We start from the raw sequence: 21,525 nt of genomic DNA, 5'->3' as shown, positions 1-21,525 counted from the left end.
GGGCGGTGGCGGGGGCGCGGCCTTGTGCCCACCGTGACCCGGCGCGGTGACCTCAGCGAACAGTGCGCGCAAGCGGACTACGGCTGGCCCGCCCGTCTCCGCGGTGGAACACTCGTGGGAGAGCGGCGACGAGCCGCCGGGAGTGTCCCATGGGTACCTCGACCGTGCCGGTCCGGCTGGACGACCACGCGTACCACGAGCTGGCGCGTTCCTTCCGGGGGAGCCTGGTGCGGGACGGGGATGCCCCGTACGAGGAGCGCCGGCGGATCTGGAACGGTTCGATCGACCGGCATCCCGCCCTGATCGCGCCCTGCACCGGTTCGGCCGATGTGGTCGCGGCGCTGAAGTGGGTGGTGGAGACGGGCGCGCCGGTTGCGGTGCGCAGCGGCGGGCACAGTTTCCCCGGGCATTCGGTCTGCGACGGCGGCGTGGTGATCGACCTGTCGGCGCTGAAGGAGGTCCGGGTGGACCCCGAGGCCCGTACGGTCCGGGTCCAGGCGGGGGTGCTGCTCGGCGAGCTGGACGCGGCGACGCAGCCGTTCGGGCTGGCGGTGCCGTCGGGGATCGTGACGCACACGGGGGTCGCGGGGCTCACCCTCGGCGGCGGGATCGGCTGGCTGAGCCGCAAGTACGGGCTGAGCGTGGACCAGCTGCTGTCGGTGGACCTGGTCACCGCGGGCGGGGACCGGATCACGGCGAGCGCGTCGCACGAGCCGGAGCTGTTCTGGGGGATGCGCGGGGCGGGAGGCAATTTCGGGATCGTCACGGAGTTCACGTTCCGGCTGAACCCGGTCGGCCCGACCGTGCTCGCCGGGCCGGTGATGTGGCCGGTGGAGGACTCGGTGCAGGTGCTCGGCCGCTACCGGGAGTGGATCGCGGGGGTGCCCGACGAGCTGACGACGATCGTGGTCCACCGCAAGGTCCCGCCGCTGCCGGCGATCCCGCCGGAGCTGTACGGCCGGCGGGTGGTGATGGTGATCGGCTGCTGGGTGGGGGACGTGGAGGCCGGGGAGGACGTGATGAGGCCGATGCGGGAGTTCGGGCGGCCGCTGCTCGATCTGTGCCGGCCCAAGCCGTACCTGGCGCACCAGGCGATGTTCGACCCGTCGTTCCCGCACGGCTGGTGGTACTACTTCCGGGGCTGCGGCCTCGACCGGCTGGCCGACGGGGCCGTGGAGACGATGGCCGAGTACGCGGCGCGGATCGCCTCTCCGCAGAGCGGGTTCCCGCTGTTCCAGCTGGGCGGTGCGGTCGCCCGGGTCGGCGAGGACGACACGGCGGCCGGCGGCCGGGCCCTGGGCCACATGCTCAACATCAACGGGATCCGGGAGACGGCGGAGGGTTTCGCCGAGGAGTGCCGGTGGGTCCGGGAGTTCTGGTCCGCGCTGGAGCCGTACCACGCGGGCGTGTACGTGAACTTCCTGATGGACGAGGGCGAGCAGCGGATCCGCCAGGCCTACGGTGCGCGGGAGCGGAAGCTGGACCGGCTGCGGGCGCTGAAGAGCGAGTGGGACCCGGGGAACGTGTTCCGGCTCAACCAGAACATCCCGCCGGCGGCCCGGGCCGACAGCCCTTAGCCGCAACCGGGCCGCCTCCGGCGCGGCTACGGGCGCTCGTGCGACGGCATGGCCAGGCTGGGCGGGGAGACCAGAGGCCACCACCGAGCCGGAGGCACAGATGAACCAGGCCGTACCGTTCACGACCGCCGAGACCAGCGCACTGCACGACGCGCTGTGCGAGATCGTCGCCGATGGCGCCACCCCGGGCGGGGTCGTCGTCTGCGGTACGGCGGCCGGGGACCGCACCGTCCGGTCGGCCGGCGTCGTCTCCCCGTTCACGGGCCCCGGCACTCCCGACGCGGACACCGTCTACGACATCGCGTCCCTGACGAAGGTCACCGCCACCTGGCCGCTCGTCGGCCGCGCCGTCGACGAGGGCCTGCTCGAGCTCGACACCCCCGTACGGGAGTTCCTGCCGGTCATGGACGGGCCGATGCCGAGCGCGGAGGCCACCGTGCGGCAGCTGCTCTCGCACACCTGCGGCCTGCGGGTCGCCACCCGGCTCGATCTCTACGACCTGACCGAGCGGCCCCTGTACGAGCTGATCTGCCGTGAGCTCATGGAGAACCTGCCGGGCACCCACCGCTACATCAACCGCGGCTACATCCTCCTCGGCCTCGTGCTCGCCCACGTCCACGGGCAGCCGCTGGACGAGCTGGCCGCCGACCTGTGGGCCGAGCTGGGCATGGAGGACACCGCGTACGGGCCCGTCGAGCAGTCGCCCCGGGTCGCGCCGACCGAGCGGCACGACGGTCACGACCGGCTCTGGGGCGCCGTCCACGACGAGAACGCGGCCGTCATGGGCGGCGTCGCCGGACACGCCGGGGTCTTCGCACCGGCCGCCGACCTCGCCACGTACGCCGAGCACCTGCTCGCCGGGGACGGGAGCCCGCTGGGCCGGTGGTTCCGGGCCGGCCTCGAACCGCAGGCCGAGATCGAGCCCGGTCTGCAGCGCGGCCTGGGCTGGATCGTCGCCGCCGGGGGCGCGGTGGCCTACCACCACGGATTCACCGGAACGAGTCTCCACCTCGCTCCCGCCACCGGCCGGTACGTGGTGATCGCCACCAACGCCGTCCACAACGGCGCCGCCTCGCGCACCCGGATCACCCCGCTGCGCGAGCGCGCCCTCAAGACCCTCGCGGCCGGCTGACCGGGCGAAGGGAAGCCGTCAGGGCCAGACCAGGCAGTACGGCTGGTGGCCCGCCTCGTGCAGGCGGTGGCTGAAGTCCTGCCACTCGTGGAGCAGCTGGTAGACGTTGAAGGCGTCGCGCGGTCCGCCGCGGTCCGGGACCGTGGACCAGATGAACGCCGCGGCGCCGACCGACTCCTCGCCGATGCCGCGCAGTGGGTCGACCACCGTCATCGGGAGCTTGACCACCGCGTAGTCGGGGTGGAGGACGACCAGCTCCAGCGGGGGCACCTTGTGCAGGGGTATGCCCTCGATGCCGGTCAGGACCATCGCGGCCACCGTCTCCGGCTTGATCTTGGTGAACAGGCCGCCCATGCCGAGCTCGTCGCCGCCGAGCTCCTCCGGCCGCATCGTGACCGGGACCCGGGCCGCCGTCGCGCCGTCGGGCGCGCCGAAGTACTTGTACGTCACGCCCATGCCGCGGCCCCTGGGCAGGCCGTCGGCGTCCTCGAGGGGCCCGGGCGCCGGATCGGCCGCGTCCGCTGCCCGCCGCCGGTGCTTGCCTCGGCGGCGGGCTTCACGCGCCTCGCGGGCGCGCTGCGGGTCGAGGCCGTCCGTACCCTCGCCCGGTCCACCACCGCGTTGCATATCTCCACCCGACTGGTCTTGCCTGCCCCGGCCCCGTGGCCCCCGCCACGCAGCCTGATCATCATGGCAGTGACCTCCCCAGGGGCGGCGCGGTGAAACGCCCGTCCGCAAGTCAGTCGCGGCCTGATGAGACCATGGCTGGTGTGAGCTACCCGTACCCGTATGAAGCCAAAGTCTCGCAGACTCTCTTTGACCGCGCGTCCCTCGTGACGCCTGGCGGCGTGAACTCTCCCGTGCGCGCCTTCCGCGCCGTGGGTGGAACGCCCAGGTTCATGGTGTCCGGTACCGGTCCGTACCTGACCGATGCCGACGGCCGCGAGTACGTCGATCTGGTCTGCTCGTGGGGGCCGATGATTCTCGGCCACGCCCACCCGGCCGTGGTGGAGGCCATCCAGGCCGCCGTCGCCCGCGGCACCTCCTTCGGCACGCCCGGTGAGGGCGAGGTCGCGCTCGCCGAGGAGATCGTGGGGCGCATCGAGCCCGTCGAGCAGGTCCGCCTGGTGTCCTCGGGCACCGAGGCGACCATGTCGGCGATCCGGCTGGCGCGCGGCTTCACGGGCCGGGCCAAGGTCGTGAAGTTCGCCGGCTGCTACCACGGTCACGTGGACGCGCTGCTGGCCGCCGCCGGTTCCGGGCTCGCGACGTTCGCGCTGCCGGACACCCCCGGGGTGACGGGGGCGCAGGCCGGCGACACGATCGTGCTGCCGTACAACGACCTGGAAGCGGTACGGGCGGCGTTCGCCGCGCACCCCGGCGAGATCGCCTGTGTGATCACCGAGGCCGCGCCCGGCAACATGGGCGTCGTGACCCCGGCCGAAGGGTTCAACCAGGGGCTCGCCGACCTGTGCCGGGAGAACGGCGCGCTGTACATCTCCGACGAGGTGATGACCGGTTTCCGTACCTCCCGCGCCGGCTGGTACGGCGTCGACGGGGTCAAGCCCGACCTGATGACCTTCGGCAAGGTCATGGGCGGCGGCTTCCCGGCCGCGGCGTTCGGCGGCCGCGCCGACGTGATGGGGTACCTGGCCCCGGCGGGCCCGGTCTACCAGGCGGGCACGCTCTCGGGTAACCCGATCGCCACCGCCGCGGGCCTCGCGCAGCTGCGGCTGCTCGACGCGGCCGCGTACGAGAAGCTCGACGCGGTGTCGGCGCAGATCCAGGGCCTGGTCACGGACGCGCTCGCCAAGGAGGGCGTGGCGCACCGGCTGCAGACCGCGTCCAACATGTTCTCCGTCTTCTTCACCGAGGACGAGGTGAAGAACTACGACGACGCCAAGAAGCAGGAGTCCTTCCGCTTCAACGGTTTCTTCCACTCGATGCTGTCGCAGGGCGTGTACCTGCCGCCGTCGGCCTTCGAGTCGTGGTTCGTCTCCACCGCCCACGACGAGCAGGCGGTCGAGCGCATCGCGGCTGCGCTGCCCGCCGCCGCCCGCGCCGCCGCGCAGGCCACCCCGGAGGGGACCGCATGAGCAGCAGCGAGATCACCGTCGTCCACCTGATGCGGCACGGCGAGGTGCACAACCCGGACGGGGTGCTCTACGGGCGCCGTTCCGGCTACCACCTCTCCGAGCTGGGCCGGGAGATGGCCGAGCGCGTCGCCGAGCACCTGCAGAACCGTGACATCACGTACGTGGTCTCCTCCCCGCTGGAGCGGGCGCAGGAGACGGCGGCGCCGGTGGCCAAGGGCCACGGCCTGGACGTGGCGACGGACGCGCGGCTGCTGGAGGCGGAGAACGTCTTCGAGGGCAAGACCTTCGGTGTCGGGGACGGTGCGCTGCGCAAGCCCGCCAACTGGAAGCACCTGACGAACCCGTTCAAGCCGTCCTGGGGCGAGCCGTACGTGGAGCAGGTCGTCCGGATGACGAGCGCCATCGAGGCGGCGCGCGATGCGGCCCGCGGCCACGAGGCGGTGGCGGTCAGCCACCAGCTGCCGATCTGGATCGTGCGCAGCTTCGCGGAGAAGCGCCGGCTGTGGCACGACCCGCGGCGCCGGCAGTGCACGCTGGCCTCGCTCACGTCGTTCACGTACCAGGGCGACCGGCTGGTGTCGGTGGGCTACAGCGAGCCGGCCCGGGACTTGGTCCCGGCGCATCTCCTCGCGGGGGCGAAGCCGGTGAAGGGCAAGTCGAAGGCCTTCGGCGCCTAAAAGTTCATACAAGTCCTGTCGAATCGCCGCGCCGAGCCTCGACTTCATTGAAAAGTCCGTTTATGTGACTATTCATGAGCGAAGCGAAGCGCGACTTCACCCGAAGGGGTCTGCTCGGGCTCGGCGCAGCCGCGGTGGCGGCCGGGGTCGTCGGCTGCGGCGCCGACGGCCGCCCGGCCCGTCCCGGTCCCGGGGGCTCCGGCCCGTCCGGGTCCGCGCCCGCGGTCCGGCCGATCGGTGACGGCTCCACCGCCGACTCCGGCCCGCAGCCCCGGCAGCCGGACGGGCCCGTGCCGCTCCAGCCGGGTGAGACCCCGCCGCAGTTCGTGGTGTTCAGCTGGGACGGCGCGGGGGAGATCGGCAACGGCCTCTTCCCCCGCTTCCTCAAGCTCGCCAAGGACCACGGCGCGGCCATGACGTTCTTCCTCTCCGGCATCTACCTCCTGCCCGAGTCGAAGAAGGACCTCTACAAGCCGCCGAACAACCCGGCCGGGGCCTCCGACATCGGCTACCTCAAGGACGAGAACGTCCGCAACACCCTGAAGTGCGTCCGCGAGGCGTGGCTCGACGGCCACGAGGTCGGGACCCACTTCAACGGCCACTTCTGCGGCGGCTCCGGCTCCGTGGCCCACTGGACCCCGGACGACTGGCAGAGCGAGATCGACCAGGCCGTGGCCTTCGTCACCAACTGGCGCACCAACACCGGCTTCACCGACCTCGAGCCCCTGCCCTTCGACTACCGCAGGGAACTGGTCGGCGGCCGCACCCCCTGCCTGCTCGGCCGGGACGGCATGCTGCCGGTCGCGCAGAAGCTGGGCTGGCGCTACGACGCCTCCTCGCCCGGCGGCCTCCAGATGTGGCCGGGGAAGAAGTCGGGCATCTGGGACCTGCCGCTGCAGTCCATGCCGTTCCCGGGGCACTCCTTCGAGGTGCTGTCGATGGACTACAACATCCTCGCCAACCAGTCGAAGAACACCACCCGGGGCATGCCCTCCAACTACCCGGCCTGGCGCACCCAGGCCACCGGCACCTACCTCGGCGGCTTCCGGCGCGCGTACGAGACGAACCGCGCCCCGCTGTTCATCGGCAACCACTTCGAGGACTGGAACGGCGGCATCTACATGGACGCCGTCGAGGACGCCCTCAAGGGCATGTCGGACAAAAAGGACGTACGGCTGGTCTCCTTCCGGCAGTTCGCCGACTGGCTCGACGTCCAGGACCCCAAGCTGCTCGCCCGGCTCCAGGAGCTGGCCCCGGGTCAGTCGCCGGCCGGCGGCTGGGGCGCCTACCTCTCCGCTGCCTGATCAGCCGGCCGGCCGACCGGCTGACCAGCGGCTTGGCGCACCTCCGGGGGGCGGGAAAGATCCGCAAATCGCTCATGCGAAACTTTTCACATGAGAATTGGCCGTGCTCTCCTGCTCACCGCAGTGACCCTCGCGAGCGCCCTGACCCTGTCGGCGTGCGACGACGGCGGCAAGCCGAACGGCTCCGCCGGCGGCAACTACGTGACCGGCGCCGCCGGTATCTCCACCGTCGCCCAGGGCTCGCGCACCGAGGCGCCCAAGCTCGACGGCGAGACCGTCGACGGCAAGACCCTCGACGTCACCAGCCTCAAGGGCAAGGTCGTCGTCCTCAACGTGTGGGGATCCTGGTGCCCGCCGTGCCGCAACGAGGCCAAGTACTTCGCGAAGGTGTCCAAGGAGCTCGCCGACGGCGGCAAGGACGTCGCCTTCGTCGGCATCAACACCCGCGACAACAGCAAGCAGAACGCAGTCGCGTTCGAGGAGAACTTCGGGATCACCTACCCGAGCCTCTACGATCCGGACGGGAAGCTGATGCTCCGCTTCCCCTCGGGCACCCTGAACCCGCAGGCCATCCCCTCCACGATCGTCCTCGACAAGCAGGGCCGGATCGCCGCCCGCACCCTCGTCGCGATCAACGACCAGCAGCTGCGCTCCATGATCGACCCCGTGCTCGCGGAGCAGTGACCTCGTGGTCTCCGAGCTCCTCACCCTGGCCGCCGAGCCGACCGGCGTGAACACGACGGTCCTCGACGGGGCCCTGATGCTGGCGCTGCCCATCTCGGTCCTCGCCGGACTCGTCTCGTTCTTCTCGCCCTGCGTGCTGCCGCTGGTCCCCGGCTACCTCTCGTACGTCACCGGCATCAGCGGGGCCGACCTCGCCGAGGCCCGGCGCGGCCGGATGCTGGCCGGCGCGAGCCTGTTCATCGCCGGCTTCACGGCCGTGTTCGTCTCCACCGGCGCGCTCTTCGGGTACTTCGGCGGGACGCTCCAGGAGAACCGGGAGATCATCTCCAGGGTCCTCGGCGGTCTGGTGATCGTCCTCGGCCTGTTCTTCATGGGCCTGATCCCGGGCCTGACGATGCGGGAGTTCCGCTTCCACAAGAAGCCGACCGCGGGCCTGCTCGGCGCACCCGTGCTCGGCGTGCTCTTCGGCGTCGGGTGGACCCCCTGCATGGGCCCGACCCTCGCCGCGGTCAACACGCTCTCCATCGACCAGGCCAGCGCCGGCCGGGGCGCGCTGCTGACCGTCGCCTACTGTCTGGGCCTGGGCCTGCCCTTCATCCTCGCCGCGATCGCCTTCCGCAAGGCGCTCGGCGCTTTCGGCTGGGTGAAGCAGCACTATGCATGGGTGATGCGGATCGGCGGCGGCATGCTGGTGCTGACCGGTCTGCTGCTCGTCACAGGTTTGTGGGCCAGCATCGTCAACGACATGCAGAGCTGGACCCAAGGCTTCACGGTGGGGATCTGAGGACTACACACACATGAGTACGACAGACAAGGCGTCCACCGAGGCGCCGAACCCGTCCGAGGAAGCCGCGGATTCCGCCGAGGCCCGCGAGAACGCAGCCGAGGAAGCCGCCGGCGCGCAGCTGTCCACCGCCCCCGCGGAGGACACCGGCGGCCCCGTCGGCATCGGCGTGATCGGCTGGATCCGCTGGTTCTGGCGGCAGCTCACCTCCATGCGGGTGGCGCTGATCCTCCTCTTCCTGCTCTCCCTGGGCTCCATCCCGGGATCGCTCGTCCCGCAGAACCAGGTCGACGCGATGAAGGTGGCCCAGTGGAAGAAGGACCACTCCTTCTGGGTCCCGCTCGCCGAGAAGCTCCAGCTCTTCGACGTGTACAGCTCGGTGTGGTTCTCCGCGATCTACCTGCTGCTGTTCATCTCGCTGATCGGCTGCATCGTCCCGCGCAGCTGGCAGTTCGTCGGCCAGCTCACCGGCCGCCCGCCCGGCGCCCCCAAGCGGCTGGACCGGCTGCCCGCGTATGCGACGTGGCGTACGGAGAAGGCCCCGGACGAGGTGCTCGCACACGCGAAGTCGGTCCTCGGCGGGCGGCGTTTTCGCACCGAGGCCGCAGCGGCCTCCGTCGCCGCCGAGAAGGGCTACCTCCGCGAGGCCGGCAACCTGGCCTTCCACATCGCCCTGATCGTGATGCTGGTCGCGTTCGCCTGGGGCCAGCTGTTCAAGTCCGAGGGCGGCAAGCTCGTGCTGCGCGGCAAGGGCTTCGCGAACACGCTGACCCAGTACGACGACTTCAAGTACGGCAGCTTCTTCAGCCCCGACGACCTGGCGCCCTTCTCCTTCACGCTCGACAAGTTCGACGCCACGTACGAGGAGAGCGGCCCGCAGAAGGGCACCGCGCGCGACTTCAAGGCGTACGTCACCTTCAGCGACGGCGCGGACGGCGCACCGCAGAAGCGCGAGATCCAGGTCAACAAGCCCCTGGAAGTCGACGGTGCCAAGGTCTACCTGCTCGGCCACGGCTACGCGCCGATCGTCTCGGTGACCGACCCGACCGGCAAGGTGGTCTTCAAGGACGCCGTGCCGATGCTGCCCTTCGACGCGAACCTCAGCTCCTCCGGCGCGGTGAAGGTCCCGGACGGCTACAGCGACAAGGACGGGAAGAAGGAGCAGCTCGGCTTCAACGCGATGTTCGTGCCGACCTTCGCCGGTGAGGGCAAGGGCACGATGCTCTCCCAGTTCCCGGACCTGAAGTTCCCCGTCCTCGCGCTGAGCGCCTACCACGGCAGCCTGGGCGTGGATGCGGGCCTGCCGCAGAACGTGTACCAGCTGAACACCTCCAAGATGCAGGAGTTCAAGGACGCCGACGGGCAGCTGTTCAAGAAGCGGCTGCTGCCCGGCGAGGCGATGGAGCTGCCGAACGGCGCGGGCACCGTGAAGTTCGAGGGCGTCGAGCGCTGGGCCACCTTCTCGATCACCCGGCAGCCGGGCAGCGGCCTCGCCCTCGGGGGCGCGATCGCCGCGATCGGCGGCCTGGCCGCGTCGCTGTTCATCCAGCGCCGCCGGGTCTGGGTGCGCGCGGTGGCCGGCAAGGACGGCGTGACCGTCGTCGAGATGGCGGGCCTCGGCCGCAGCGAGTCGGCCAAGCTCCCGGAGGAGCTGGGGCAGCTCGCCGCCGCCCTCCACCAGCAGGCGCCCACGGCGCCCGACCAACCTGTCAAGGAAACTGTTGAAGGGGAGCGCGGATGACGCCGCTCGCAGCCGAAGTCAACGAGAATCTGGCTCAGATCAGTAACTACCTGATCTATTCGTCGATGGCGGTCTACACACTCGCCTTCCTCGCCCACATCACCGAGTGGATCTTCGGCAGCCGCAGCAAGGTGGGCCGTACGGCCGCGGCGCTGACCGGCACCAAGGCCGCCGGGGCCGGGACCGCCGACGCTCCCGCCGTCCAGGTGCGCGGCAAGGGGGGCACGGCCGTCCTCGACAAGCCGAAGGTCGTCACGCGTTCCGCTGCCGGCACCCGCGACGTCCCGGACGGCCCCGGCGCGGCCGGCGGCACCGAGGACGGCGACCTGTACGGCCGGATCGCGGTCTCGCTGACCGCGCTCGGCTTCCTCATCGAGGCGGCCGGCGTGGTCGCCCGCGCGATGTCCGTGCAGCGGGCCCCCTGGGGCAACATGTACGAGTTCTCGGTGACCTTCTCCACCGTCGCCGTCGGCGCCTACCTGCTGCTCCTGGCGCTGAAGAAGAACGTCCGCTGGCTCGGCCTGATCCTGGTCACCACCGTCCTGCTGGACCTCGGCATCGCCACCACCTGGCTCTACACCGACAGCGACCAGCTGGTCCCGGCCCTGCACTCGTACTGGCTGTGGATCCACGTCTCGACCGCGATCTTCTGCGGCGCGGTCTTCTACATCGGTGCGGCCGGCGCGGTGCTCTACCTCTTCCGCGACTCCTACGAGAGCCACCTCGAGCAGGGCCGCACGCCGGGCCGCTTCCGCTCCTCGGTGCTGGAGCGGCTGCCCTCGGCCGCCTCGCTCGACAAGTTCTCGTACCGGATCAACGCGGCCGTGTTCCCGCTGTGGACCTTCACCATCGTCGCGGGCGCGATCTGGGCGGGCGACGCCTGGGGCCGCTACTGGGGCTGGGACCCCAAGGAGGTCTGGTCCTTCGTGACCTGGGTGGCGTACGCCTGCTACCTGCACGCCCGCGCCACCGCCGGCTGGAAGGGCCGCAAGGCCGCGTACCTCGCGCTCTTCGCCTTCGCCTGCTGGATCTGGAACTACTACGGCGTGAACATCCTGCTCAGCGGCAAGCACTCGTACGCAGGCGTCTGACCCGCGGGAGTGGGACGCTGGTGGCATGGCACCTGTGAGTCATGCCACCAGTGAGAGCCGCGGCGGGAACCGCTGGCTGCTGCGCTTCGAGGTCCACGTCCCCAGCGCGTACGAGACCGTGTGGCCCGCCCTGACCACGCCGGACGGGCTGCGCGGCTGGCTGGCCGCGGCGGACGTCCTGGAACGCAGGCTCGGCGGGGTCGTCACGCTGCACTGGCTGAACGGCGGGACGACGGTCTCGGGCCACGTCACGGCCTGGGACGTCGAGCGGGTCGTGGAGTACACGGTGAGCGAGCACGGCCGGATCCGCTTCCATCTGGAGGCGGTGGGGACGGATTCGACCGTGATCCGCTTCCTGAACGAGCGGGCCGGCTCGGACGAGGACCGCCTCGACTGCCTGGCCGGCTGGCACCACCACTTCGAGCTGCTGGAATCCGCGCTGCAAGGCCATCCGGCGGACTGGTCCCGGTGGACCGACGCCCGCTGGGCGGAGCTGCGGACGTCCTACGCGTCCTTCTCCAGGACGTAGGCGCTGCGCGCGCCCGGATCGCCGAGGAAGAAGTACAGCTCGAGGGTCTGCCGGTGGTCGCGGCGCAGCTCGAAGGTCCACTTGTACCGTGCGGGTGCGGCCTGCCGGTCCGGTGCGCCGCCCCTGGCCGCGGCGAAGGCCGGGGCGGGCAGGTGGAGGCGGACGTGCTGGCCGTAGTTCCAGCCGGCGGGTTCCCGGCCGATCAGCTTCCAGGTGCCGGAGCCGGAGAGCCGCCAGCCGTGGTCGTAGTCCCGCTCCTGCCCGTAGAGGAGGGTGACGGTGGCGCTCCCGTCGGCCCGGAAGACGACCTCGGTGCCCCCGATGCAGCGCCAGGTGCCGACGATCTCGTCGGTGCGCGCGTCGTAGACGGCGGGGACGGCGTGGTGGGTGTGCGGATTGCCACCGGCCATGGTGAGCAGGGCGGCGACGGCGACCCCGTACGCGAGCAGATTGCGCAGGATCGTGTCGACGACCCGCGGCCCTCCGCAGTTCTCCGGCATCCGCCCATTGTTGCAGCCACCTTGAACGTGTTCAATTGTGCGCTGCGCCACACGCGGACGCCGTGGCGCTCAGTCCTTGTCCGTGTCCCGGTCCTTGTCCCGGTCCTTGTTCTTGTCGCGCTCCTCGCCGAGCGACCGCAGGAACTCCGGGTTGTCGTCGGGCGCGACCCACTGCGTCCGGCGCGCCCGGCCGCCGCCGACCACGGACCGCTGCCTGCCGGCGAACAGCCACACCACCGGACCGACGATCGAGAAGAGCAGGATGATGATCACCCAGACCACCTTGGGGAGGTGCTTGACCTCCTCCTCGGGGGTGTTCAGGCAGTCGATGAAGGCGTAGATGGTCAGCGCGATGATCAACAGGAACGGCAGGTAGCGCAGCACGGTGTGGGACCGACTCCCCAGCAGTGACGGGGGACCCGCCTCGGGCCCCGGTGACGCTCCCAGGTTAGTCGGTGACGGATACTGGCCCCTATGGCTTACGACGATCTCCGCTCGCTGCTCCGGGCTCTGGAGCGGGAGGGCGACCTCAAGCGCATCAAGGCCGAAGTCGACCCGTACCTCGAGGTCGGGGAGATCGTCGACCGAGTGAACAAGGCGGGAGGTCCCGCCCTCCTCTTCGAGAACGTCAAGGGCTCGGCGATGCCGCTGGCCATGAACGTCTTCGGGACCGACCGGCGCCTCCTGAAGGCCCTCGGCCTCAAGTCGTACGGCGAGATCAGCGAGAAGATCGGCGGCCTGCTCAAGCCGGAGCTGCCGCAGGGCTTCATCGGGGTCCGCGAGGCGTTCGGCAAGCTCGGCTCGATGGTGCACGTGCCGCCGAAGAAGGTGAAGGGCGACGCCGCCCCCGTCCAGGAGGTCGTCCTCACCGGCGACGACGTCGACCTGGACCAGCTCCCGGCGCTCTTCACCTGGCCGAAGGACGGCGGGTCCTTCTTCAACCTCGGCCTGACCCACACCAAGCACCCCGAGACGGGCGTGCGCAACCTCGGCCTCTACCGCCTCCAGCGCCACGACAAGCGCACCATCGGCATGCACTGGCAGATCCACAAGGACAGCCGCAACCACTACGCGGTCGCCGCCAAGCGCGGCGAGCGGCTGCCGGTCGCGATCGCCTTCGGCTGCCCGCCGGCCGTGACGTACGCGTCGACCGCGCCGCTGCCCGGCGACATCGACGAGTACCTCTTCGCGGGGTTCGTCGCGGGCAAGCGGATCGAGATGGTCGACTGCAAGACCGTCCCGCTCCAGGTCCCGGCCAACGCCGAAGTCGTCATCGAGGGCTGGCTGGAGCCGGGGGAGATGCTGCCGGAGGGTCCCTTCGGCGACCACACCGGCTTCTACACCCCGCAGGAGCCGTTCCCGGCGCTGAAGATCGACTGCGTGACGATGCGCAAGCGCCCGTTGCTCCAGTCGATCGTGGTCGGCCGGCCGCCGACGGAGGACGGCCCGCTGGGCCGCGCCACGGAGCGCTTCTTCCTCCCGCTGCTGAAGATCATCGTGCCGGACATCGTGGACTACCACCTGCCCGAGTCGGGCGGCTTCCACAACTGCGCGATCGTCTCGATCGACAAGAAGTACCCGAAGCACGCCCAGAAGGTCATGCACGCCATCTGGGGCGCGCACATGATGTCGCTGACCAAGCTGATCATCGTGGTGGACGCCGACTGCGACGTCCACGACCTGCACGAGGTGTCCTGGCGGGCGCTCGGCAACACGGACTACTCCCGCGACCTCACGGTCGTGGAGGGCCCGGTCGACCACCTCGACCACGCCTCGTACCAGCAGTTCTGGGGCGGCAAGGCGGGCATCGACGCGACGAAGAAGCTCCCCGAGGAGGGCTACACCCGCGACGGCGGCTGGCCCGACATGGTGGAGTCCGACCCGGCGACGGCGGCACTGGTGGACCGCCGCTGGAAGGAGTACGGCCTGTGAGCCCGATCGTGGTCGGAGGTCCCGAGCTCTTCCTCGGCACCGGCAGCGTCTACGTGGCCCTGTTGCGCCCGAAGATCGACCCGGCGGACCCGGGCGTCCGGACGGCCGCCGAGCAGGCGGGCGTCTCACCCGAGGAGTTCGCCGGCCCCGGCGACGTCTGGGCGCTGATGTACGAGGACGGCCCGGGCTACGGCGAATTCGAGCTCCCCGGCGCACGGGACGTCGAGGCGGACGGCTTCGCTGAGCAGCTCGGGGCCGCCTTGGCGGCGGGCGAGCCGTTCACCGTCGAGGCCGGGGACTTCCTGCGCATCGACGCCCACCCGGCGGCCGGTGCCTGGCGGCTGACCGCGCACGTCACTCCGCCGGAGGACGACGGAGCCCCGCACACGCTGGAGCTCGATCCGCTCCCGGCCGCGGAACTGCTGGCCGGCCTCGAAGACTTCCGGAGAGCCCTCGCATGATGACCACCGCCGACGGAGTCATCGGCCCCGGTTCCGCGCCGCAGGCACCCGGCAAGGTGAAGGCGTTCCTCCGGCTCGTCATGATCGAGCACTCGGTCTTCGCGCTGCCGTTCGCGTACATCGCGGCGCTGACGGCCATGTTCCGGCTCGACCGGACCATGCACTGGGCCGAACTGCTGCTCGTCACCGTCTGCATGGTGGGGCTGCGGACCTTCGCGATGGCCGCGAACCGGATCATCGACCGGGAGATCGACGCGCGCAATCCGCGTACCGCCGGGCGCGAGCTCGTCACGGGTGCGGTGTCCGTACGGTCGGCCTGGACCGGGGCCGGGATCGCGCTGGCCGTGTTCCTCGGGTCGGCGGCGCTGCTGAACCCGCTGTGCCTGGCGCTGGCGCCGGTCGCGGTGATCCCGATGGTGGTGTACCCGTACGGCAAGCGGTTCACGAACTTCCCGCACGCCATCCTGGGCCTGGCCCAGGCGATGGGGCCGGTCGGGGCGTGGCTGGCGATCACCGGCGAGTGGTCCTGGGACGCGGTGATCCTGGGCCTGGCGGTGGGTGTGTGGATCGGCGGCTTCGACCTGATCTTCGCCTGCCAGGACGTGGCCGCGGACCGCGCGGACGGCGTCAGGTCCGTCCCGGCGCGGTTCGGTGTCCCGGCGGCCCTGTGGGGCGCGCGAGGCGCGCACGCGGTGACGACGGCCCTGCTGGCGTGGTACGCCGTGGCGACCGATGCCGGCCCGCTGTTCTGGTTCGGCCTGCTGATCGTGGTGGGGGCCTTCCTCTACGAGCACACGATCGTGAAGCCGCACGACCTGTCCCGCCTGAACCGCGCCTTCTTCACGGTGAACGGCTTCATCGGCATGGCGCTCTTCGTCTGCGCCCTGGCGGACCTGGTGGCCCGCGGCCTCACGCTGTAACGCCACTCGGCGCCGCAGGCGGAACCCCTCCGGGGCTAGCCCCGGAGGGGTTCCGCCTGCGGCGGAACAGGAACGCGCAGGCGACGCCCGTCAGGAGGCCGAAGAGGTGGCCCTGCCAGCTGACCGTGGTGTTCGTCGGCAGGATGCCGCTCAGGATCCCCGCCCCCCAGTACGCGGCGATCCCGACGCCGACCAGCACACCCAGCGGCCGCCGCTCCACGAACCCGCGGACCAGCAGGTAGCCGAAGAGTCCGAAGACCAGCCCCGACGCCCCGGCCGTGACGGTGTTCGACGCGGAAACCAGCCACACCCCGAGCCCGTCCACGAGCACGACCACCGCGCACAGCACGAGGAACCGCCGAATCCCGCTCGACGCGGCGACGAACCCGAGCACCAGCAGCGGGACGCTGTTGGACGCCACATGGCCGAAGCCGAAGTGGAGGAACGGGGAAAGGGGAATCCCGGTCAGTCCATCGGCGGTGCGCGGGATGATCCCGTACGCGTCCAGCGGGTGCCCGGTGGCCAGGTCCACCACCTCGATCAGCCACAACAGGGCCACCCAGCCCAGCACCAGCTTCCCGGCGGCCTTGGCCCGTTCGGCCTGGCTCCACTCTTCGAGGTGTACCCCGGCCATGTCCCGATCCCCCTGCCCGCCGACCACCCGTCGACGCTCAGGTCACCTTACTCAGCGTCGTTTTGCAGTGGCCGGATAGTCTCGGAGCTATGACTGACGGCAAGCGCACCCCGTGGGTGGTCGGGGTTTCCGGGGCGTCCGGGACGCCGTACGCGGCCGCGGTGATCCGCGGACTGCTGGCGGCGGGGGAGAGCGTGGATCTGGTGGTCAGCCGGGCCTCGCGGCTGACCCTGCTGGACGAGACCGGGATCGCCTTCCGCGACGCGCACTGGCGCGACGATCTCGCCGCCTGGCTCGAGCACGGGGCGGACGGCAAGCCCGCGACCTTCGCCCGGCCGGAACTGGACGACGTCCGCTACTGGGGCGCCGGCGACCTGGCCGCCGGACCGAGCTCGGGCTCGTACCCCGTGAAGGGGATGCTGATCGTGCCGGCGTCCACGGCCTGTGTGGCGGGGGTGGCGCTCGGACTGTCGAAGGACCTGCTCCAGCGCGTCGCGAGCGTGACGCTCAAGGAGCGGCGCCGGCTGGTGGTCGCGGTGCGGGAGACCCCGCTGAACGGGCAGACGCTGCGGCATCTGGTGGCGCTGGACGAGGCGGGCGCAGTGGTGCTGCCCGCCTCTCCGGCGTTCTATGCGGGTGCGACGCACATCCAGGACCTGGTGGATTTCGTCGCGGGGCGGGTGCTTGACGCGGCAGGGGTGCCGCACAAGCTGTACCGCCGGTGGGAGGGGGAGCTCGGTGGAGCGTCCCGCTCCCGGGAGGCAAGCGGTGGTGAGAAGTGACCGGCGCAGAAGCGACTAGCGCTTCTTCGCGGTGCTCGGCTTGCGGGTCCGGTCGACGCGGTGGGCGGCGGCGGGCTGGTCGGTGCGGGATCGGTTGGCCAGCTCCTGGAGCTGTCGCATGTGCGCATAGGCCATCTCGATCGTGTACACGGTGAACCACTCCTGATGTCGTCAGATCATCGAGATCATCGCTGATCTGTTGAAAGATTCACAGGGTGTTGACCCTGTGCGCCTTTGATTCTATACGTAAACTTGCGGGATCGCCGAATAATGGAAGGCTCCAGGTATATGGACGCGGTGGATAGGCAGCTCATCCAGGCACTCCGGGAGAACGGACGTGCCTCGTACGCGGAGCTGGGCCGGCTCGTGGGCCTCTCCGGCCCCAGCGTCACCGACCGGATCAACCGGCTCGAGTCGGCCGGCGTGATCACCGGCTACCGCGCGACCGTCGACGCGGCCTCGCTCGGCCTCGGCGTCACGGCGCTGATCGGCATCTCCCTCTCCGACGCCGCGGACCACGAGGACGTGGCCCGCCGGCTGCGCGACCTGGCGGAGATCGAGGACTGCTGGTTCATCGCCGGCGACGACTCGTACATGCTCAAGGTGCGCGCCGGCGACGTGGACGGGCTGGAGCGGATCATCCGCAAGCTCTCCAGCACCAAGGGCGTCTCCCGCACCCGTACCACCATCGTGCTCTCCACCAAGTGGGAGAACCGGGTCGGGGACCTGCCCGAGGAGCGCTAAGAGTACGGTGGGTGGCGGTTTGCAGGCAGGACGGGACGCGTAGAGGAGACGACCGGGATGACCGGAATGGACGCTGGGCTCAAGCGCGAGCTGGAGGAGAAGGTCCGCTCCGGCGAGCGGCTGACCCGTGAGGACGGCATCGCCCTCTACGAGTCCGACGACCTGGCCTGGCTGGGCGGCCTCGCCCACGAGGTGCGCATGCGCAAGAACGGCGACGTCGTCCACTTCAACGTGAACCGCCACCTCAACATGACGAACGTGTGCACCGCGTCGTGCGCCTACTGCTCGTTCCAGCGCAAGCCGGGCGAGAAGGACGCGTACACGATGCGCATCGAGGAGGCCGTGCGCCTGGCCAAGGCCATGGAGAACGAGAACCTCACCGAGCTGCACATCGTCAACGGCCTGCACCCGAGCCTGCCGTGGCGGTACTACCCGCGCTCGCTCTCCGCGCTGAAGGAGGCACTGCCGAACGTCTCGCTGAAGGCGTTCACGGCGACCGAGATCCACCACTTCGAGACGATCTCCGGGATGTCGGCCTCCGACATCCTGGACGAGCTGATCGAGGCCGGTCTGGAGTCGCTGACCGGCGGTGGCGCGGAGATCTTCGACTGGGAGGTCCGCCAGCACATCGTCGACCACCGCACCCACTGGGAGGACTGGTCGCGCATCCACCGGCTCGCCCACGAGAAGGGTCTCAAGACCCCGAGCACGATGCTGTACGGGCACATCGAGGAGCCGCGCCACCGCGTGGACCACGTGCTCCGGCTGCGCGAGCTCCAGGACGAGACCGGCGGCTTCCAGGTCTTCATCCCGCTGCGCTACCAGCACGACTTCGTGGACATGCAGGACGGCAAGGTCCGCAACAAGCTCCAGGCGCGGACGACGATGGCGACGGGCGCGGAGGCGCTGAAGACCTTCGCCGTCTCGCGGCTGCTGTTCGACAACGTGCCGCACGTCAAGGTGTTCTGGGTGATGCACGGCGTGCAGACCGCCCAGCTGGCCCTCCAGCACGGCGCGGACGACATGGACGGCTCGGTCGTCGAGTACAAGATCACGCACGACGCGGACAACTACGGCACGCCGAACAAGCTCGGCCGTGACGATCTGCTCGAGCTGATCCGCGAGGCGGGCTTCCGCCCGGTCGAGCGGAACACCCGCTACGAGATCATCCGCGAGTACCCCGGCCCGGACGCGGCCCTGCGCGAGACCCCGCAGGCGATGCGCGTCTGACGCGCTCCGTTGCTCGAAAGGCCCCGGTCCCACGAGGACCGGGGCCTTTCGCGCGTCGGCGTGCCTTTTTCGTTGCCGAGGCTGTCGGTAATAGATAATCTGCCTGCATGACCCTTACTTTCACGGTCGACCCAGTCGTCGACCCCGCACTGCGCGACGGCGTCATCGAACTCTGGACCGAGGTCTCCAACGCCGGCGGGGCGGTCGGGTTCGTGCCGCCCGTCACCGCCGAGGACATCCGGCCCGAGCTGGTGAAGCACCTCGTCGCGATGGCCGAGGGGCGCCACCGGCTGGTCGTCGGTCGTGATCCGGACGGGCGGGTGCTGGCTGCCGCGGTCCTCGCGTTCAACGCGCACCGGTTGCAGACGCACTGGGTCTGGGCGTACACGGTCATGGTCAGCCCGGGCCTCCAGGGGCGGGGCGCCGGCCGGGCGCTGATGGAGGCCGTCGCCGACGCCGCGCGCTCGTTCGACGGCGTCGAGGCGATCCGGCTCAGCTGCCGCGGCGGCATGGGCCTGGAGCACTTCTACGCGGCCTGCGGCTACAAGGAGGTCGGCCGCGTCCCGGACGCCATCCGGGTGGCCCCGGGCGACGACCGCGACGACGTCACGATGCTGCTGCCGCTGCACTGACCCCCGGAGGGTTTGCCCGCGGCTGCGGCGTGCTTCACTGGACGGGCACGTGCTGGACGGGCACGTGACGACGTACCCGACGTACCGACGAGAGAGAAGGGGTCACCGTGTCCCTCAAGCCGAGCGCGACGATCCGCTACACCGCGATGCGCCTGGGCATCTTCGTCGGATGCCTCGTCCTGGTCGCCGTCCTGGTCAACGTGGGCTGGGTGCCCGCCGGCCTCGGCGACGCCAACCCCGCCTGGGTCGTGCTGCTCGCCCTCGTGATCTCCGCGCCGCTGTCCTTCGTGCTCCTGCGCAAGCAGCGCGACGAGATGTCCGCGCAGATCTCCGGACGCGTCGCGGGTGCGAAGGAGCGGCTCGCCGCGAACCGCTCCCAGGAGGACGCGGCCGACGACGCCGCCCGCGCGTAGTTAGCTGCGTCACAGACCAAACCACACCGAACCGCCCCAGCACCGGGAACTTCCCCTGCGTGCCGGGGCGGTTCGGCGTTTCGGGGTACGCGTGTCTCAAAGTGCACCTTTGAGATCCTCAAAGGGAAAGTGTTAGCGTGTTAAACATGTTGACCACAGTTGCGCATGAAATGACCACGGGTGTCCTGCTCGTGGCGCGCCTGCACGTCGACCTCTGCCGCCGCGTGTCCGCGGCCTGTTGTGGCTGTCGCTGAGTCCACGCCGTTCTTCCTTCCCCACTTTCTTTGCGCATCACCCCCGGAGTGTGTCCGTGTCCGCGACCCCTCAGGCCCCCGCCAAGGCCTCTTTCAAGTTCCCGTTCTGGGCCCAGATCGTCACCGGTCTCGTGCTCGGTGTCCTGTTCGGCTGGCTCGCCCGAAGCCAGGACGTCAGCTGGCTGGCCAAGACCCTCGAGCAGATCGGCGACATCTTCGTCCAGCTGCTGAAGCTGGCCGTGGCCCCCCTCGTCTTCTTCGCGATCCTGGTGTCCATCACCAACCTGCGGAAGGTGAACAACGCCGCCCGCCTCGCCTCGCGCACGCTGCTCTGGTTCATGATCACCTCGCTGATCGCGGTCGGCATCGGCCTCGCGATCGGCCTGCTGACCAACCCGGGCGCCGGCACCGGCCTCACCCCGCAGGACGGCAAGCTCCCCAAGCGCACCGGCTCCTGGCTCGACTTCCTGACCGGCATCGTCCCGAAGGACGTCATCACGCCGTTCACCGAGCTGAACGTGCTTCAGATCGTCTTCCTGGCCGCCGTCGCCGGTATCGCCGCCCTCCAGCTGGGCAGCAAGGCGCAGCCCCTGCTGAACGTCGCCGAGTCGGTCCTGGAGCTGCTCCAGAAGGCCCTGTGGTGGGTCATCCGCCTCGCCCCGATCGGCACCGTCGGCCTGATCGGCACCGCGATCGCCTCCTACGGCTGGGAACTCATCGGCAAGTACGCGACCTTCACCGCGGACGTGTACGTCGGCTCGGCGCTCGTGATGTTCGGCGTCTACCCGCTGCTCCTCGCGACGGTCGCCAAGGTCAACCCGATCCAGTTCTTCAAGGGCGCCTGGCCCGCGATCCAGCTGGCCTTCGTCTCCCGCTCGTCGGTCGGCACCATGCCGGTCACCCAGAAGGTCACCGAGCGCCTCGGCGTCCCGAAGGAGTACGCCTCCTTCGCCGTCCCGTTCGGCGCCACCACGAAGATGGACGGCTGCGCCGCGATCTACCCGGCGCTCGCCGCGATCTTCATCGCGCAGATCTTCGACGTCCAGCTGACGATCACCGACTACCTGCTGATCGCCTTCGTCTCGGTCGTCGGCTCGGCCGCCACGGCCGGCCTGACGGGCGCCACGGTCATGCTGACGCTGACCCTCTCCACCCTGGGCCTGCCCCTGGAGGGCGTCGGCCTGCTGATGGCGATCGACCCGATCCTGGACATGATGCGCACCGCCACCAACGTCGCCGGCCAGGCCCTGGTCCCGGTCGTGGTCGCGGCCCGCGAGGGAATCCTGGACAAGAAGGCCTACGAGGCCGCCTCGTCCTCCCCGCTGGACGAGCCCACCGCGGTCCCCGTCCCCGCCTGACCGTCCCACCACCCCGCAGCCCCCGCCCCCGTCCGGGCGGGGGCTGCGTG

The 21,525-nt window shown here is 70.4% G+C and carries 24 protein-coding genes; 19 read left to right on the top strand and 5 right to left on the bottom strand.

The window, feature by feature from the left end; all coding sequences use genetic code 11:
• Positions 1–149: 149 nt before the first annotated feature.
• Together ACZ5WG_RS26200 and ACZ5WG_RS26195 are read left to right on the top strand one after the other, a co-directional pair.
• The gene (locus ACZ5WG_RS26200) at positions 150–1,577 is read left to right on the top strand and encodes an FAD-binding oxidoreductase (RefSeq protein ID WP_468726319.1); all 1,428 of its coding nucleotides are present in this window, start codon (positions 150–152) and stop codon (positions 1,575–1,577) included.
• A 100-nt stretch (positions 1,578–1,677) separates the two neighbouring features.
• Positions 1,678–2,709: a serine hydrolase domain-containing protein gene (locus ACZ5WG_RS26195; RefSeq protein ID WP_468726318.1), complete on the top strand. Its 1,032-nt coding sequence runs from the start codon at positions 1,678–1,680 to the stop codon at positions 2,707–2,709.
• A gap of 18 nt (positions 2,710–2,727) precedes the next feature.
• On the opposite strand, the gene ACZ5WG_RS26190 is transcribed toward ACZ5WG_RS26195, so the two are convergent.
• The gene (locus ACZ5WG_RS26190; protein WP_030161262.1) at positions 2,728–3,165 is read right to left on the bottom strand and encodes a hypothetical protein; all 438 of its coding nucleotides are present in this window, start codon (positions 3,163–3,165) and stop codon (positions 2,728–2,730) included.
• Between the two features lie 305 nt (positions 3,166–3,470).
• On the opposite strand from ACZ5WG_RS26190, the gene hemL reads away from it, so the two are divergent.
• The 8 genes from hemL to ACZ5WG_RS26150 all read left to right on the top strand — a co-directional run bounded on the left by hemL (position 3,471) and on the right by ACZ5WG_RS26150 (position 11,615).
• Complete coding sequence (hemL, locus tag ACZ5WG_RS26185; protein ID WP_468726316.1) at positions 3,471–4,805, top strand: glutamate-1-semialdehyde 2,1-aminomutase; 1,335 nt, start codon at positions 3,471–3,473, stop codon at positions 4,803–4,805.
• Positions 4,802–5,482: a histidine phosphatase family protein gene (locus tag ACZ5WG_RS26180; protein ID WP_383514457.1), complete on the top strand. Its 681-nt coding sequence runs from the start codon at positions 4,802–4,804 to the stop codon at positions 5,480–5,482. Before hemL ends, ACZ5WG_RS26180 begins: the two co-directional genes overlap by 4 nt.
• A 74-nt stretch (positions 5,483–5,556) precedes the next feature.
• Complete coding sequence (locus ACZ5WG_RS26175) at positions 5,557–6,786, top strand: polysaccharide deacetylase family protein (RefSeq protein ID WP_468726314.1); 1,230 nt, start codon at positions 5,557–5,559, stop codon at positions 6,784–6,786.
• A 90-nt stretch (positions 6,787–6,876) separates the two neighbouring features.
• Positions 6,877–7,470: a TlpA family protein disulfide reductase gene (locus ACZ5WG_RS26170; RefSeq protein ID WP_468726313.1), complete on the top strand. Its 594-nt coding sequence runs from the start codon at positions 6,877–6,879 to the stop codon at positions 7,468–7,470.
• Between the two features lie 4 nt (positions 7,471–7,474).
• Positions 7,475–8,254, top strand: a complete 780-nt coding sequence (locus ACZ5WG_RS26165; protein WP_468726312.1) for a cytochrome c biogenesis CcdA family protein — start codon at positions 7,475–7,477, stop codon at positions 8,252–8,254.
• Positions 8,255–8,267: 13 nt separating this feature from the next.
• Positions 8,268–9,995, top strand: a complete 1,728-nt coding sequence (gene resB, locus ACZ5WG_RS26160; RefSeq protein ID WP_468726311.1) for a cytochrome c biogenesis protein ResB — start codon at positions 8,268–8,270, stop codon at positions 9,993–9,995.
• Positions 9,992–11,086, top strand: coding sequence for a c-type cytochrome biogenesis protein CcsB (gene ccsB, locus ACZ5WG_RS26155; RefSeq protein ID WP_468726309.1), 1,095 nt, complete (start codon positions 9,992–9,994; stop codon positions 11,084–11,086). Before resB ends, ccsB begins: the two co-directional genes overlap by 4 nt.
• Positions 11,087–11,111: 25 nt before the next feature.
• Positions 11,112–11,615 carry an SRPBCC domain-containing protein gene (locus tag ACZ5WG_RS26150; protein WP_468726307.1) on the top strand — a complete coding sequence of 168 codons (504 nt, stop codon included), beginning with the start codon at positions 11,112–11,114 and terminating at the stop codon, positions 11,613–11,615.
• On the opposite strand, the gene ACZ5WG_RS26145 is transcribed toward ACZ5WG_RS26150, so the two are convergent.
• The gene (locus ACZ5WG_RS26145; RefSeq protein ID WP_468726305.1) at positions 11,591–12,115 is read right to left on the bottom strand and encodes a hypothetical protein; all 525 of its coding nucleotides are present in this window, start codon (positions 12,113–12,115) and stop codon (positions 11,591–11,593) included. The genes ACZ5WG_RS26150 and ACZ5WG_RS26145 overlap by 25 nt on opposite strands.
• Positions 12,116–12,184: 69 nt before the next feature.
• On the bottom strand, positions 12,185–12,499 hold the full coding sequence (locus tag ACZ5WG_RS26140) for a PLD nuclease N-terminal domain-containing protein (protein WP_468726303.1): 315 nt from the start codon (positions 12,497–12,499) through the stop codon (positions 12,185–12,187).
• Between the two features lie 90 nt (positions 12,500–12,589).
• Here ACZ5WG_RS26140 and ACZ5WG_RS26135 point away from each other — a divergent pair, with 90 nt between their 5' ends.
• From ACZ5WG_RS26135 to mqnP, 3 genes are read left to right on the top strand one after another with little or no spacing between them, the layout of a single operon-like run.
• Positions 12,590–14,047 carry a menaquinone biosynthesis decarboxylase gene (locus ACZ5WG_RS26135; protein ID WP_352216598.1) on the top strand — a complete coding sequence of 486 codons (1,458 nt, stop codon included), beginning with the start codon at positions 12,590–12,592 and terminating at the stop codon, positions 14,045–14,047.
• Positions 14,044–14,508, top strand: a complete 465-nt coding sequence (locus tag ACZ5WG_RS26130; protein WP_468726302.1) for a hypothetical protein — start codon at positions 14,044–14,046, stop codon at positions 14,506–14,508. The genes ACZ5WG_RS26135 and ACZ5WG_RS26130 overlap by 4 nt, the downstream gene beginning before the upstream one ends.
• Positions 14,505–15,428 carry a menaquinone biosynthesis prenyltransferase MqnP gene (mqnP, locus tag ACZ5WG_RS26125; RefSeq protein WP_468726301.1) on the top strand — a complete coding sequence of 308 codons (924 nt, stop codon included), beginning with the start codon at positions 14,505–14,507 and terminating at the stop codon, positions 15,426–15,428. Before ACZ5WG_RS26130 ends, mqnP begins: the two co-directional genes overlap by 4 nt.
• Here mqnP and ACZ5WG_RS26120 read toward each other — a convergent pair.
• Positions 15,418–16,062, bottom strand: coding sequence for a rhomboid family intramembrane serine protease (locus ACZ5WG_RS26120; RefSeq protein WP_468726299.1), 645 nt, complete (start codon positions 16,060–16,062; stop codon positions 15,418–15,420). The two genes, mqnP and ACZ5WG_RS26120, sit on opposite strands and share 11 nt — an antisense overlap.
• 89 nt (positions 16,063–16,151) lie before the next feature.
• On the opposite strand from ACZ5WG_RS26120, the gene ACZ5WG_RS26115 reads away from it, so the two are divergent.
• Positions 16,152–16,844 carry a UbiX family flavin prenyltransferase gene (locus ACZ5WG_RS26115; protein WP_468726298.1) on the top strand — a complete coding sequence of 231 codons (693 nt, stop codon included), beginning with the start codon at positions 16,152–16,154 and terminating at the stop codon, positions 16,842–16,844.
• Between the two features lie 15 nt (positions 16,845–16,859).
• Here ACZ5WG_RS26115 and ACZ5WG_RS26110 read toward each other — a convergent pair whose 3' ends face one another.
• The gene (locus tag ACZ5WG_RS26110) at positions 16,860–16,994 is read right to left on the bottom strand and encodes a hypothetical protein (RefSeq protein WP_266626677.1); all 135 of its coding nucleotides are present in this window, start codon (positions 16,992–16,994) and stop codon (positions 16,860–16,862) included.
• Positions 16,995–17,132: 138 nt separating this feature from the next.
• On the opposite strand from ACZ5WG_RS26110, the gene ACZ5WG_RS26105 reads away from it, so the two are divergent.
• The 5 genes from ACZ5WG_RS26105 to ACZ5WG_RS26085 all read left to right on the top strand — a co-directional run bounded on the left by ACZ5WG_RS26105 (position 17,133) and on the right by ACZ5WG_RS26085 (position 21,475).
• Positions 17,133–17,588 carry an Lrp/AsnC family transcriptional regulator gene (locus ACZ5WG_RS26105; protein WP_030302184.1) on the top strand — a complete coding sequence of 152 codons (456 nt, stop codon included), beginning with the start codon at positions 17,133–17,135 and terminating at the stop codon, positions 17,586–17,588.
• 66 nt (positions 17,589–17,654) lie between these two features.
• Complete coding sequence (gene mqnE, locus ACZ5WG_RS26100) at positions 17,655–18,818, top strand: aminofutalosine synthase MqnE (protein WP_030302185.1); 1,164 nt, start codon at positions 17,655–17,657, stop codon at positions 18,816–18,818.
• A gap of 107 nt (positions 18,819–18,925) precedes the next feature.
• Positions 18,926–19,450, top strand: coding sequence for a GNAT family N-acetyltransferase (locus ACZ5WG_RS26095; protein WP_468726296.1), 525 nt, complete (start codon positions 18,926–18,928; stop codon positions 19,448–19,450).
• 146 nt (positions 19,451–19,596) lie between these two features.
• A complete protein-coding gene (locus ACZ5WG_RS26090) occupies positions 19,597–19,863 on the top strand; it encodes a DUF4229 domain-containing protein (protein WP_468726362.1) in 267 nt (88 codons plus the stop codon).
• A 304-nt stretch (positions 19,864–20,167) separates the two neighbouring features.
• Complete coding sequence (locus tag ACZ5WG_RS26085) at positions 20,168–21,475, top strand: dicarboxylate/amino acid:cation symporter (protein ID WP_468726295.1); 1,308 nt, start codon at positions 20,168–20,170, stop codon at positions 21,473–21,475.
• Positions 21,476–21,525: the final 50 nt, after the last annotated feature.

The sequence above is a fragment of the Streptomyces sp. NPDC032745 genome (assembly GCF_055579465.1).
This window is presented reverse-complemented; position numbering and strand designations above follow the sequence as displayed.